Source organism: Rhodococcus sp. NPDC056960 (assembly GCF_042674125.1).
GTDB lineage: Bacteria > Actinomycetota > Actinomycetes > Mycobacteriales > Mycobacteriaceae > Rhodococcus_F.
Map to the genome: position 1 here is coordinate 36868 of NZ_JBHURF010000026.1, position 13666 is coordinate 50533.

Annotated in this window: 8 protein-coding genes and 1 pseudogene; 5 read left to right on the forward strand and 4 right to left on the reverse strand. The window is 63.6% G+C overall.

The window, feature by feature from the left end; translation table 11 throughout:
* Positions 1-432 precede the first annotated feature (432 nt).
* Positions 433-3969 carry a protein kinase gene (locus ACFTWF_RS33710; RefSeq protein WP_378465425.1) on the reverse strand — a complete coding sequence of 1179 codons (3537 nt, stop codon included), beginning with the start codon at positions 3967-3969 and terminating at the stop codon, positions 433-435.
* Positions 3970-4617: 648 nt separating this feature from the next.
* Positions 4618-6261, reverse strand: coding sequence for a flavin-containing monooxygenase (locus ACFTWF_RS33715; protein WP_378465426.1), 1644 nt, complete (start codon positions 6259-6261; stop codon positions 4618-4620).
* A gap of 719 nt (positions 6262-6980) precedes the next feature.
* Between ACFTWF_RS33715 and ACFTWF_RS33720 the strand changes: the two genes are divergently transcribed.
* From ACFTWF_RS33720 to ACFTWF_RS33730, 3 genes are all read left to right on the forward strand, one after another.
* Complete coding sequence (locus ACFTWF_RS33720; RefSeq protein WP_378465427.1) at positions 6981-8252, forward strand: MFS transporter; 1272 nt, start codon at positions 6981-6983, stop codon at positions 8250-8252.
* A gap of 97 nt (positions 8253-8349) precedes the next feature.
* Positions 8350-9210, forward strand: a complete 861-nt coding sequence (locus ACFTWF_RS33725) for an alpha/beta fold hydrolase (protein WP_378465428.1) — start codon at positions 8350-8352, stop codon at positions 9208-9210.
* Positions 9211-9431: 221 nt separating this feature from the next.
* A complete protein-coding gene (locus ACFTWF_RS33730; protein ID WP_128639665.1) occupies positions 9432-10196 on the forward strand; it encodes an IclR family transcriptional regulator in 765 nt (254 codons plus the stop codon).
* A gap of 291 nt (positions 10197-10487) precedes the next feature.
* Here ACFTWF_RS33730 and ACFTWF_RS33735 read toward each other — a convergent pair whose 3' ends face one another.
* The gene (locus ACFTWF_RS33735; protein ID WP_378465429.1) at positions 10488-10817 is read right to left on the reverse strand and encodes a winged helix-turn-helix transcriptional regulator; all 330 of its coding nucleotides are present in this window, start codon (positions 10815-10817) and stop codon (positions 10488-10490) included.
* A gap of 88 nt (positions 10818-10905) precedes the next feature.
* Between ACFTWF_RS33735 and ACFTWF_RS33740 the strand changes: the two genes are divergently transcribed.
* Both ACFTWF_RS33740 and ACFTWF_RS33745 read left to right on the forward strand, forming a co-directional pair.
* Complete coding sequence (locus tag ACFTWF_RS33740; protein WP_378465430.1) at positions 10906-11397, forward strand: ester cyclase; 492 nt, start codon at positions 10906-10908, stop codon at positions 11395-11397.
* A gap of 138 nt (positions 11398-11535) precedes the next feature.
* A complete protein-coding gene (locus tag ACFTWF_RS33745) occupies positions 11536-11925 on the forward strand; it encodes a limonene-1,2-epoxide hydrolase family protein (RefSeq protein WP_378465431.1) in 390 nt (129 codons plus the stop codon).
* Between the two features lie 31 nt (positions 11926-11956).
* On the opposite strand, the pseudogene ACFTWF_RS33750 reads toward ACFTWF_RS33745, so the two are convergent.
* Positions 11957-13141 (reverse strand): annotated as a pseudogene (locus ACFTWF_RS33750) (ISAzo13 family transposase); the annotation flags it as partial.
* Positions 13142-13666: the final 525 nt, after the last annotated feature.

The following is a 13666-nucleotide window of genomic DNA, read 5'->3' on the forward strand; positions in this document are numbered from 1 at the left end:
GCTGCGGAATAGCCGTTGTGGTGGTGACTGGTCGGCCATCGTCCATCGGTGACTCACGCGCTCACGTATCTGCAATCGATTCAGGGCGCCAGAGGGTGTTAGTGCATCACAGTGTGGGCAGCTCGCCCACTAGACCCTCGAGCAGCTCGATGTCGTGGCGGTCTGGGGTGCGGTGATGCCAGCGTCGCTATGTCGAGCTCGGACGGGAAGCCGGCGAGCTCCGCCTGCAAATCGGCACGCGACGGTCCCGGCTCTTGGCTGGTCGAGTCGGTCCAGGACTGCGTACTATTCGGCCAGTGGTTCGGAGTGTCGGGCATGCAAGTCGAAATGACCGCGCGGCGGGTGCGGTCGCCAGTGCGTTGTCTCACCAGTTGCTGCGGATCGGGATCCATAACAGCACCACGTCGGCTGCCGGACACCTGGATGTCTTGGTCAGGTCGGTTGTTTCCCCAGGTCGGCGAGATACTCGTCCAGGACGGTGGACGCGGTAGCGTCGGCGCGCCTGTGCAGGTGCGTGCGAAGACTTCGTGCCAACCGGCTCACCGCGAATCCGGTATCGAGAACCGGCCGTACAAGCCCGAGACGAGCACACTGCTCGACGAGCGGAATCAGTTCCGTCAACGCGACGTCGTCTCGTCCTGCGGCGGCCAAGACTTCCACCTGAAGCAGGGCGGCGTTCAGGAACGCTCGCGGACGGACCCGTCGATCGATCGACTCGACCAGCGCGTGCGCCCTGTCGTAGACCATCTCGAGATCCTGCGCTTCGATCTGTGCCGCCAGTGCCTCACGAATCACCGAGTCCTCCACCAATTCCGTGGTGATGACGGCGATTCCGTTGTCCCGGTCGAGTTGCTGCCGGTTCTCACCGGCGCCGTCGCCGAGGCCGTCGATCTGCTTCCCGTCAGCGAGGAGCGTCGCACCCTCGGCGTCCATGGCCAAAGTATCGGAGGGCGCGTGTCCGGTCCCGGCTCGGATTCGTTCGTTGGTGATCCGGGCTGCCAGGCGGGGCAACCGCAGTTGGTGTGCCAGCCGGGCTCCCTCGTCCAGGCGCTCCTTCGCCGCATCGTGCTGCTTGAGCAGGCGTTTCAGTCGTGCGCCCGTTCCGTAGGTGGCGAGCATGAAGTCGACGGTGCCGCCCTCTGACCCTAATGTGTGACTGAGGTCGAGGAGATGGTCGGCCTCGGTGAGGTGTCCCTGGTCGTAGAGCAGGTCGCCGAGCAGGGCTGCGGTCAGCCGGGTTCCGTAGCCGACACCCTCTTCCGCTTCGGCGGCCAGATCCATGGCGTGCCGGAAACTCGCCTCCGCGGCCGGCAGATCGAGCTGTTCTCGTGCGGCGATTCCGGCCATGCAGTATCCATACATGACACTGAAGGGACCGGTGGAGCGCCGATGGTAGGGCAGCGCCCATGTCTGCCAGCGCAGAGCGTCGTCGAAGTCGAATCGGTAGATGGCGCGGAACGACGCGCCATCTGCTGCTCCGCACAACAGCCAGGGTCGCAGTGTGCTCGCCCGTGCCATGCATCCCTCGACGGCCTCGTCGAGTCCGTCGACTTCGTCGTCGAAGACGGTGATTGTAGCGTGGATGAAGGCGGCCTCGACGCGCATATCCGCTGCCGCGCTGTCCTCGACTCCGCTGGTCAGTGCTGCCTCCGCGACGGACAGACAGTGCTCGGCGTCGCGGGGGTGATGGAGCAGCGTGTGCGCCCACGCGAGTGCGATCTGCAGCCGGGGGCGATCGGTGGTGCTTTGTGCCGGCAGTTTCGCGGCGAGACCGAGCAGCGTTCCCATCTGCGACTGCTCGAGCAGGTTCACCGCGGCGTTCTCGACGAGTGCGGCGGCGTCGTGCTCGTCACCTGCGCGGAGGTAGTGATCGACGGCCTGGCTGAGAAGGTCCCGGCCCGCGAACCACCCGCCGGCTTTCCGATGGAGTTCGATCACGCGATCGGGGTCGTCGCGCGCGAGGCGGCGTTGGAGGAATTCGGCGAACAGGTGGTGATAGCGGAACCACTCCCCCTCGTCGTCGAGGCGGCGCAGGAACAGATCACGTGCCTCGACGTCCTCGAGTGCCGCTTGCCCATCCTGCTCGCCGGTGAGTGCGCGTGCCAGGCTGCCGCACGTCTTCTCCGTGATCGAGGTGGTGAGTAGGAGATCGAGTGTGCGTCGATCGAGGCTGCCGAGGACGTTTTCGGCGAGGTACTCCCCGATGGCCCGATTTCCCCCGGACAGGTGGTCGATCAGCTCGCGGGGGTGCGGGTGATCGCGCAGTGCCAGCGAGACCAGTTGCAGTGCCGCGGCCCACCCGTCCGTCGACTGTTCGAGTTCGACGATGTCGGGTTCTCCCAGCACGAGTCCGGAGCGGTCGACCAGCAGCTGTGTCGACTCGCGGACATCGAACCGTAGTGCTGCGGAGTCTATTTCGATGAGTTCGTTGCGCACACTCATGCGACTGAGGGGTAGGCCGAGCCGGGTGCGGCTGGTGACGATCAGGTGCAGGTGGTGACAGCCGTGTTCGAGCAGGAACGCCAGCGCGGCCCGCGTGTCGTCGTTGCTCACGCGGTGCCAGTCGTCGATGACGAGGGCCACGTGCTGATCGGTGGAGTGGAGCTTGTCGATCAACGCGGTGAGCACGTACCGCTCGCGGCCGACGCCGTGGACCTCGAGTTCGCGCACCAGTTCCCGGCCGAGGCCCGGTTGTGCGACGGCAATGGACTCGATCAGGTGGGTAAGAAACCAGATGAGCGTGTTGTCGTCGTTGTCGATCGTCAGCCAGGCCGTGGCCACCCCCTCCCCCCGCAGTACCTCGAGGCGTTGAGTGGCCAGGGTGCTCTTACCGAACCCGGCGGGCGCGTGGATGAGCACCAGGCGAGGACGGCCGCTGCGGCGCAGGCGGTCGAGCAGGTGCGTGCGCGCCACCGCCACACCCGGCGTGACCGGTGGACGGAACTTGGTCGACGCACTCGGCGGCGCCGATTCCCGCCGGGGACCGCTGCCGGGACGGTATCGAAGGTAATCCGACACACCGACCTGCACCTCGCCCGAGGGCCGGAAGGGACGGTCCTCGTCACCGACGATCGGAAGCGGAATACTCGCCAGAGCGAGCCCGACCTGTTCCCCCGCCCCCCTCAGTGCGCCGCCCAGCTCCGCAGCGGTGGCGGGACGGTCCGCGGGCTCCCGCGCCATCGCCGCCTCGACCACCGTGCACACCGCGTCAGGGACACCCTGATCCCGAAGATCGGGCAGCGGCTCCGAGCCGATACGCAGCAGCTGCGCGAAGACCTGTTCCCCCCGGCGCCGGGCATACGCCGGCCGACCCGCCAGCGCGGTGAACAGTGTGGCACCGAGCCCGTAGACGTCGCTGGCGGTCGACGCGTCCGCTCCGCTGAGCAGCTCCGGGGCGGTGTAGGCGGGAGATCCCGCCACCAGACCCCGGGTGGTCTCCTCACCCCCGGTGATCCGGGCGATACCGAAGTCGGTCAACTGCGGTTCGCCATACTCGGTCAGCAGAATGTTCGCCGGTTTGATGTCGCGATGCAGCACTCCCCCGCGGTGCGCGGTTTCCAGAGCACCAGCGAGCTTGACACCCACGGCCAGCGCCTCGTCGACCGTCAACGCTCCGTGGGTGGTGAGCCAGGAGTCGAGGGAGTCGCGGCGATGAAACGGCATCACGATGTAGGGACGTCCGGTGTAGGTGATTCCGGCTTGCAGGACGTGGACGATGTTCGGGTGCCCGGACAATCTTCCCATGGCCTGCTGCTCACGCAGGAAACGTGCGCGATCCATGTGGTCCGGATCCGGGCTCAGAACTTTGACGGCGACCAACCGGTCGAGGGCGGGTTGCCGGCACCGGTACACAATGCCGAAGCCGCCACGGCCGGCGATGCACGCATCCTCGAAGCCCTCAGCCGCCAACTCGGCGACGATGTCGGCGTCGACCTGGCGTTGTGTGTGCTCGGTGGCGTCGTCCGGCATGGCTGGCCCCTCAGCGCGCCGTGGCCGCTTCGTCGATGCGCGCAGTTCGGGCTGACCAACACCTGCCCATAGGGTCTCCTTGCGATTCAACTACCCCATTCTAGATACCACCGCCCTCGCTTGCGCCCAAAGCGTCTGACGATAGCGCGGTGGCAGCGCGCTGACTGCCTACTCGGTCCGATTTGATTCCGAGTTGGGCGAGACGGGCATGGTAGAGGTCGACGTTGGCGAGTTTGACGTCCTCGTATCCGCGAACCATGTCCGGCAGACGCGATGGAGCCGCACCCGTCGGTGTGAAGTGGCGATCAGCCTCGCGGTTCGGTAACGGATGTCGTCGAGTACGCGAAGCAGGTCAGCGAGAATTTTGTCGGCTTCGTCCTCGATGCCGTCGAGGATGTTGGTGGCATCCGTGAGCTGACCGTGGGCGACGTGGCGGGCTTGGTTGCCGCGGTCGTAGTAGTCCGTATCGAGCTCGACGGTGCTGTCAACTTGACGGGCGGGTTGTTGGCTGGCGGTGCGTCGGAGTGCGATGGGCCGGTTGCCGTCCTGGCTCAGGCCGCCGTGATGCCACGGTGGCGGAGGTGGGAGCTGTCGGGAAATACTGCACCGGAAAGTGCGCCGCTACCGGGATGGTGGTGCGGGCTCGAATCAAGAAGTGACTGCGGCGACCTGTCGAAGATCGAAGCCTTCATAATCCGCTTGTGCGACGGCGACGATACGACTCCAATAGTTCCCCACCCCTCCGACGTAGGGCATGAATACAACGGGCTTTCCCGGAGTGTTGGCACCGTAGAACCAGGTGGCACGTGCATCGCGGTACAGCGTCGAGGCCGCGGCGTCGTTGACGTGCGCGACCCACCGTTCTTCGGCCACCTCCGTGGCCTCCAGCGTCGCATTACCGAGAGAATCCAGGTAGACGATCGCATCGGCAATCCACTCGACGTGTTGTTCGATGGAGGTCACCATATTGCTGAACACAGACGGGCTTCCGGGGCCAGCGACGATGAACATGTTCGGGAAGTGATGCACCGCTAGTCCCAGGTAGGTTCGTGGCCCGCCCGCCCAGTGCTGTCGGAGCTGCGTGCCGTCCCGCCCGACAGGGTTGAGGCGGTTGAGGGCACCGGTCATTGCATCGAATCCGGTCGCGAACACGATCACGTCCACCGCATGCTCGCCGTCGGCGGTGAGCACGCCGTTCGCGGTGAGCCGCTCTATGGGCGCGGTCCGCGTGTCGATGAGCGTGACGTTGTCCCGGTTGAAGGTTTCGTAGTATCCCGTGCCCGAGCACAGTCGCTTGGTGCCCAGCGGCAGCCCGCGCGGAGAGAGGGCCTCTGCTGTTCGTGGGTCCGCGACGATGCTCCGAATCTTCGCGCGAACGAACTCCGATGCTTCCTCGTTGACGTCCAGGTCGGTGAGAATGTCGCTGAACGCACGCATCATGTACAGTCCCCCGAGATTCCAGCGCGATTCGAGTTCTTCACGCCGCTGTGATGCGGTGAGATCTTTTCCCGCTGCGGGGTTGGATGCCTGGTTGTGTCCGAAACTCGACTGGCGTGCGAAGACGCGCCGCTGCGTGTAGTTCGCTTTCCACTCACGTTCGACACTCGGATTCATCGGATAGTTCTGGGCCGGCATGCAGAAGTTCGGGGTGCGCTGAAATACCAGTAGTTCGTCCGCTTCCTGCGCCAGGAGCGGGATCATCTGAGTACCGGAAGATCCGGTGCCGATGACCGCCACACGCTTGCCACGAAGATCGACTCCTTCACGCGGCCAGTCACCGGAGTGGTACCACGGTTTGGTGAAGTCTTCGAGCCCCGCGACGGCAGGGACCTGGGGGACGGAGAGGACACCAGTTGCCATGATTGCGTAGCGGGATTCGAACCGATCCCCGCCCTCGGTTTCGAGGCACCAGGCGCGCGCGTTCTCGTCGTACGCAGCAGAAGAGACGAACGTCTCGAGTTGCACGTCTTTACGCAGATCGAAACGGTCCGCCACGTGATTGAGATACCGCAAGATCTCCGGCTGCGCTGCGTAGCGTTCGGACCAAGACCAGTCTTGCTGCAGATCGTTGTCGAAAGAATAGGAATAGTCCAACGATTCGATGTCGCAGCGAGCGCCTGGGTACCGGTTGTGATACCAGGTGCCGCCCACCCCCGCGCCTGCTTCGAGGACCCTCACCGAAAGACCCAGATCCCGCAGCTTCTTGAGTGCGTACAGACCGGCGAATCCCGCGCCGACGATGACAGCGTCGAATTCCTGGACGGTCGTGGTCGGTGGCTCGTTGACGTTCATGATGACTCCTCGCAAATGTTATGAGTGCTGCAGCGTTCCCGGCAGGCCGCCTTAGGGCGGTTCCGGCGGGCATTCCCGCAGCGTCGGACCGGCCAGCTGGCTGCGACGCGAACCGCAAGTGCGTCCTGAAGTGGTCGTGGTTACAGGGTGTCGCGAACGGAGACCGCGGCACCACCCGACTCTCGGTGACCGAGAATTATTCTCCTCGCGAGTGAACTGTGAACACGCGGCGCCAGGTCCACCGAGGGAGTCTCCATTCCGGATGCGTCGGCGTCGATCGAGGTGCGCCCTCCCCTATCGAACTCCGTTGTCCCGGAGGCGGTAAAAAGGAGCCTGCGCTTCGTCGTGCCAGGATGGAGCGGCACCCGGAGGAGGCTCGGTCAACGTCGCGGCCGCGTCGGTGCCGGGATTCCGGCACCGCACGCTCCCCGACGCTCGCCCTCGTCGAGCAGGGCCAATGCGTGTGGATTATCGGTGACTGGGAGAGAGTGTTGTAGATTACAACCCCTCCGTGAAGTGTGCTGTAGCGATCGATCAACCAGATGGCATCGATCCTGCCGTCAACTTTTCACACGTGCCGCCACCACCTGCTCTCACCAGCTCGGCAGGCACGGTCACAAGGAGCGACTATGTCCACTGACATCCCCGTACACGAGTCGTTGGTGCCGCACCGACCGGCGGAGAGATCACCGCGGGAGGCGCGCGAGGCCAGGAAGGCCGTGATCGCCAGCTACTTGGGTGGCGCGTTGGAGTATTACGACTTCTTCATCTATGGATCTGCAGCTGCCCTGATTTTCAGTCGCGTCTTCTTTCCTGCCGCTGGTGCCCACGGGCTACTGGCCTCGTTCGCGTCCTTTGGTGTCGCTTACATCGCCCGCCCGCTCGGTGCGGTGGTGTTCGGGCACTTCGGAGACAAGTTCGGGCGCAAGCGAGTCATGATCTGGGCGCTCGCGGTCATGGGTGCCAGTACCTTCGTCATCGGGTGCTTGCCTGACTACCGTCAGATCGGTGTGGCTGCGCCCGTACTGCTGGTGGCGATGCGACTTCTGCAGGGGCTGTCCGCGGGCGGCGAGACGGCCGGAGCGAGCTCCCTGGTGCTCGAACACGCCCCGGAGTCACGGCGTGGGTTCTACGGTAGTTGGATTCAGAGCGGCATTGTCTCCGGCTTCGTGCTCGCCACCATCGTCTTCATTCCGATCTCCACGCTGCCCGATGATCAACTCTTATCGTGGGGTTGGCGTATTCCCTTCTGGGCCAGTGCGATCCTTCTGGCTATCGCGTTTCTCGTTCGCCGTACATTGGTGGAATCCGAGGTGTTCGCAGAGGTCAAGGACGAGCAGTCCGCACCGAAGTTTCCCGTCGTCGAGCTTGCGAAAAACCACTGGGCGGACGTTCTCAGAGTCGGCGGCCTTGCCGTTTACCAGGCGACATACACCATGGTCATGGTCTTCGGGTTGGCCTTCGCGACGACGGCCGCCGGACTGTCGCGTACGACCATGCTCTACATCTTGTTGGCCTTCAACCTCTGCGCGCTGATCTTCACTCCGATTGGCGGGTATCTGTCCGATAGGTTCGGCCGCAAGCCCGTCTTCGCGGCCGCGGCCGTCGGCTGCGCCGTCACTTCGTTCCCGTACATGTTCGGAATTGCACACCAGAACTACTTCCTCATCATCGGGGCAGGAATCCTGATGAACGGAATCATCTACGCCATCGGGAACGGCACGACGCCCGCCTACTTCTCCGAACTGTTCACAGTTCGGGTGCGGTACAGCGGGACCGCCATCGGGATCCAAGTTGGCATGCTGATGTCCGGCTTCTCCCCGCTGTTGGCGACAGCCTGGGTCGGCACGAATTCGGCCCAGTGGTCAGTGGTGGCATGCATCATCTCCGGCCTCGCCGCGATAGCCGTCGTGGCGTCGCTGTCGACCTCGGAAACAAGCCGTACCGCATTGCGCGACCTGGGCGACAGGAAGCAACCCGCGAGGTCATAGAAAAGCCAGACGCGACCGTTCGCTCGCGCAACCACTCCGCTGACCCGTCCGAGCACGGCTCGGCCTCACAACCACACCCGAAGGAAATCTCACTGCGATGAAGCTGACGCATACACCTGACAAGACCGAAGTGTTCCGAGAACGATTCGTTCACACGGAAGGATTCACCACCCGGTATCTCGAGGCGGGAGAGAACAACGAAACCCCTGTGATGCTCCTCCATGACGGGGCGTGGGGTGGGGCCAGCGACGTGACCTGGGGACGCTGCATACCGATCCTCGCCGAGCGTTATCACGTCATCGCCCCGGACTTCCTCGGCTTCGGGGGCAGCGACAAAGTAACCTACTTCGACCGATCGACCTACGCTCCCAGGATCAAGCAGATCACTGCGGTCCTCGCATCGGCGAACGTGGTCGAGCCGGTTCACGTCATCGGTGCATCATTCGGTGGCTCGGTCGCTGTGCGGCTGCTACCGACCGCTCCATTCCCCCTGAAGTCGGTGACATCGATCGGCGGCTCCGGAGGGCTGTGGAAGACACCCGTCATGCAGGACCAACTCGGGCGGTGGGACGGCACCCATTCGGATCTCGCGCGAGTAGTCCGCTATCTGATGACCGAAACCGACGAGTTCACCACCCAGGTCGAACTTCGGCTGAAGTGGGCACACGCGCCGGGACACTATAGGGCCCTCGCCTCTGCAGCCATGCCCATTCCCGACGCACTTCGAAATCGGCAGCCCGACCACTGGCTCGGCCAACTGCGCGAAACGGTCACCCCCACCCTGTTGGTGGCCGGCGAACATGATGAACTCTTCGAACCCGACTGGGCGGCCCGTCTGGCAGCGACCATTCCCAACAGCAAGGCGGTTATCCTCGACTCACGCCACCTACCTCAACTCGACAGACCCGACGAAACGTCGAAGGTGATCCTCGACTTCCTCGATGAGGCCGATCAGTGACTTTCCGGGCCGAACCTACGCGGAAAAGAAGATGGCACAGCCACATCGACGACGACATTCTCGACTGTGCGCTTCTCTGGAAACCGCTCGGCGGACTGGCCCGGAGACCGTCGCCGCAGCCTTCTCGATCGACCTGGAGAGTATAATTTCCGAACTGTCTGCGCCCGGGCGCGGAACAGATCGCGCTGGAATGGAACCCACCTGGATGTGACGATTACGGGATGAAACGTCAGGTTCCCGGCGAGACGGGATTGAGTCGGATAGTCAAGATCCTGGAGTCCTTCAACCAGGGACAGTCGATCATGACACGCGCTGAAGTCGTGCGACGAACCGGTCTTCCAGCCGCAAGCACCTATCGCCTCATCAACGAGATGCTTCGTGAGGGATTCCTCGACCCTGCCGATGGAGGTATCCAGACCGGAGTTCGACTCTGGGAATTGGCCTCCCGCGAATCTCGGACCTTGAAACTGCGCAGTACCGCTCTTCCCTTCATGGAGGACCTCCAAGAGGCCATTCAGCAGCACACTCAGCTGTCTATTCTGGAGGGAACAGACATCCTGTACATCGAACGCCTCTCCGCGCCGACCGCGGTCACAAACATCGCACGAGTGGCCGGCCGGATGCCGGCATCCATCACAGCCGCTGGCCTTGTCCTCACCGCCTTCGCGAGTCTGCAGACTCAGGAAGCCGTCTTGTCCTCGCCACTTCCGAGTTTCACGAGCAAGACGCCGCGTACTACTGCCGGTTTCGATCGAGTACTGGCCGATGTCCGATTGAAGGGTTACGCACGAACCGATGGATGGATCGACGAGGGCGTCACCGGACTAGGGCTGCCGATTCGCGACAGTACGAAAGCAGTCATAGCCGCGCTGTCCCTGCTACTTCCCAACGACGCAAGTACTGCGATGGCGGCACTTCCCGCCGCGCAGATCGTGGCAGCAAGTATCTCCAGAGCTCTCGGCTGGGATCCGAAAGGAATTCGCTGAGCCTCCACTGTCGGAACTGGGACTGCCGACACACCGAGTTCTGCTCCTCCGCTCTTGCGTGGGTTCACTATGCCGGTAGTCGGATGCCGGGAAGTTGGAGCGGTAACTCTCGTAGACAATTGAGAGATTCCTCGGTATCGGTCCTGCCGCCCAGGTGTTACGCGAACTTCGTTGTTTTCTGCTGCACCATTACTACCGGAACCCTTACCAGGACACGGTTTGTAGCGGGTAGGCGGACTTGTGCGATGGGTAGTGCTCGACGTTCATCGACCGCCCGACAGGTGCAGTGCGTCAGCCGATCCGGGGTAGGTCTTGTTCGGCCCAGGCGGCCATCGTGTCCAGTACGACCTCGAGCCGTGCGCCTGCCGGGGTGAGTTCGTACACAACGCGGGGTGGGATCTCTGCATAGGCGGTGCGGGTTACCAACCCTGTCCGTACGAATCGTTGGAGCCTTGAGGAGAGGGTCTTCGGGCTGATACCCGGTAGTCCGGTGCGCAGCTCGGTAAAGCGTTTCGGGCCGGTCAACAAGTCCCGCACGATCAGCGTCGCCCAGGGCCCGTCCAACACCGTCAGGAACCGGGCGACCGGACATTCCGGCAGGGCGTGTTCCAGATCACTCACAATTCTCCCATTAGTTCATTTGAGGGAACCGGTTCCCTCGGGGAACTATAAACGACGTCAGCCGCATTTCACACCACGGAGGAACCGCATGACCACCACGACCACCACATCCCCGACGGCCACCGCGATCACTACGGCCAACACCGCCAGCGAGATGGTGCGCTCGACCACCTCGTCCGCGTTGAGGGTCGCCTTCCGCGAGTTGGAGCTCTACGACACCGGCGACGTCGCCGGAGCGGACGAGGTGTTCGCTCCCGATCTCATCGACCACAATCCCGCCGATCCCAGTGCTGCCTCGGCGATCGAGGGCATGCGATCGCTGATCGCCGCGGTGCGTGACGGATTCACCGATACACAGCACCGGATCCTTTTCCAGGGGGAGCTTCCCGGCGGCTGGGTGGTCCTTCACTGGCGGATGACCGCGACCCATACCGGAGAAGCCTTCGGGTTCGCCGCCACCGGCAAACCAGTAGCCCTCAACGGATGCGACATCATCCGCGTTGTCGACGGCAAGATCAGCGAGATCTACCACGTCGAACAAATGCTTCAGCTCACCCAGCAACTCGACGCCGCTGCCTAGCACTCGTAATCATCTAGACGAAGTCAGCTGCGAGTCCCTGATCGGCCCTCGCCCACCTACGGGCGGATCGCAGGTCGACGGGACACCGCAAAAAACAGAAGACGCTCTCGCTATCCCACACACCAAAGGAGACACGCCATGTCCGCCACCCCGACCGAGATCGCTGAAACATTCATCGCGCACTGGAACGCCAATCGCGTCGAGGAGGCCCTGGCCATGCTCTCCGACGACGTGCTCTACGACAATGTGCCGTATCCGGACATCACAGGCCGCCACAACGTCCGCAAGTTCCATCTCGATTTCGGGATGGGTACGGACTTCCGCGCAGACTGGAAGATCGTGAACATCGCGGCCGTCGGCAACGTCGTACTCAACGAGCGGGTCGATGACTTCTATCACTCCAGTGGCAGCGTGATCTCGCTGCCGGTCATGGGAACGATCACGGTCGAGGATGGGATGATCACCGTCTGGCGCGACTACTTCGATCCGGCCGAAATCAAGCGGCAGCTCGCCGAGATCAAGCGCTAAGGGCTTGTGATGAATTAATCTAGCTCGGTTCGGGCGTGTCGTCGGGTGCCGGGGTGAGTGTGTAGTTCCACTCGCCGTGGAACTCATGGCGCATCAGGATTCCTTGGGTTTCAAGGGCCTTCATCTCCTTGTCGGGGATCTTGACGCCCTTCGGATACTCGGCCTGGTCGAGTTCGGCGAGGACGGTCAGCCCGGTGCTGGTGGTGGTCGCGGCGATGGTCTCGACGATCACCTCGTGACTGGTCAATGGCCGCCCGCGCCAGTTCATCGAGATATGGGAGAACAACCGGTGTTCGATTTTGTTCCACTTGCTGGTGCCCGGCGGCAGGTGGCACACGGTGATCGTCAGGTCGGTGGCGGCGGCGAACTTGGCGAGTTCGGTCTTCCACAGCCGGGTGCGGTACCCGTTGAAACCACCACCGTCAGCACTGATCATGAGACGGGAAGCATTGGGGTACATGGGTTTGCCTACCTCATGCCACCAGGTTGCGATGGTGTTGACCGCGAACGCGGCGGTGTCGTGGTCGGTGCCCACCGACACCCACCCGGTGTTGGCGCCGACGTCGTACACCCCGTACGGGTTCGCCTTGCCCAGAACGGGGTCGACGAAGTCGTGGACCTTGACCTGTTCCGGTTCGCCGGACGGTCGCCACTCCCGGCCAGCGTTTTTGTAGGCTCCGACGAGCTCCTTCTTCTTGGTGTCGACACTGATGACCGGATCGCGGGCATCGAGGTGGTCGGCGGCCTGGTCGTTGAGGTACTGGAACTGGGCATCGCGGTCGGCGTGTTGGTTGCCCTCGATGGTCTTGGCGCCTGCCTGCAGGCTGTACCCACCCTCCCTGAGCAGCCGCCGGGTCACCATATCGCTGACCTGATGCCCCTTGCCCCGTAGAGCCGCGGTCAAGGCGCGAATCGATTTCGAGGTCCACCGCAACGGCGACATCGGATCACCCCTGGTCACCGGGTCGATCAACGACTCGAACGACTCCACCAGACCCTTGTCATGGGCCTCGGCGCGCTTACGACCACCCCCCGGTCGCCGGGACCGCCCCGGACTCGGAGCCTTCCCGTTCCCCGCTTCCTTGCGACCCCGACGCACCGTGTCGGCCGCGACCCCGGTCGCCTCGGCCACGATCGCGACCCCGCCAGACCCCAACTCGGCGGCCTCCGCACCCAGCCACAACCGCCGCTGAAACTCCGTCAAATGCGGGCGCATCACGGCATACCGCCGCGCCACCGAGTCCGCCATATCCGTCATAGCACAACCGTAACGCCCGAATCCGGGCAAAGCGACATTATTTTGTCACACGCCCTAAGGGTCGTCCCATAACCTGCTACCTTCGGCGCCGCAACATTGCGCGCCCTCGCCGAGGTCCGAGGAGCGGCCGGCCGAACCCGGGCCGTCGCGGCGGCCGTCCGCATCGGCCTTGCAAACAAGGAAGATGCCGAGGTCATCGAAGAACGGATCCGCGCCGCAGAGGCCGCCGGATCACCGCTCGCGCTGTGGTAATTCCCGCGCCATGCCGTCACGGCGTTATAGCGCTCACACGTGGCTACAGGCTAGTTCGCCGTCTGTCATCGATCTCTGCCATCGGAACCCGGCGCCCACACCATCGGGACATCCATCTTGGAGACGCCGGTCCCCCGGAGAAGAACGTGCCCGGATGCACTACTGCGGCCCTGATGCTGCAGGCGGGGTGCTTGTCGATGACAGGTCGGCCGAAACGACCGGTCGCTGCGG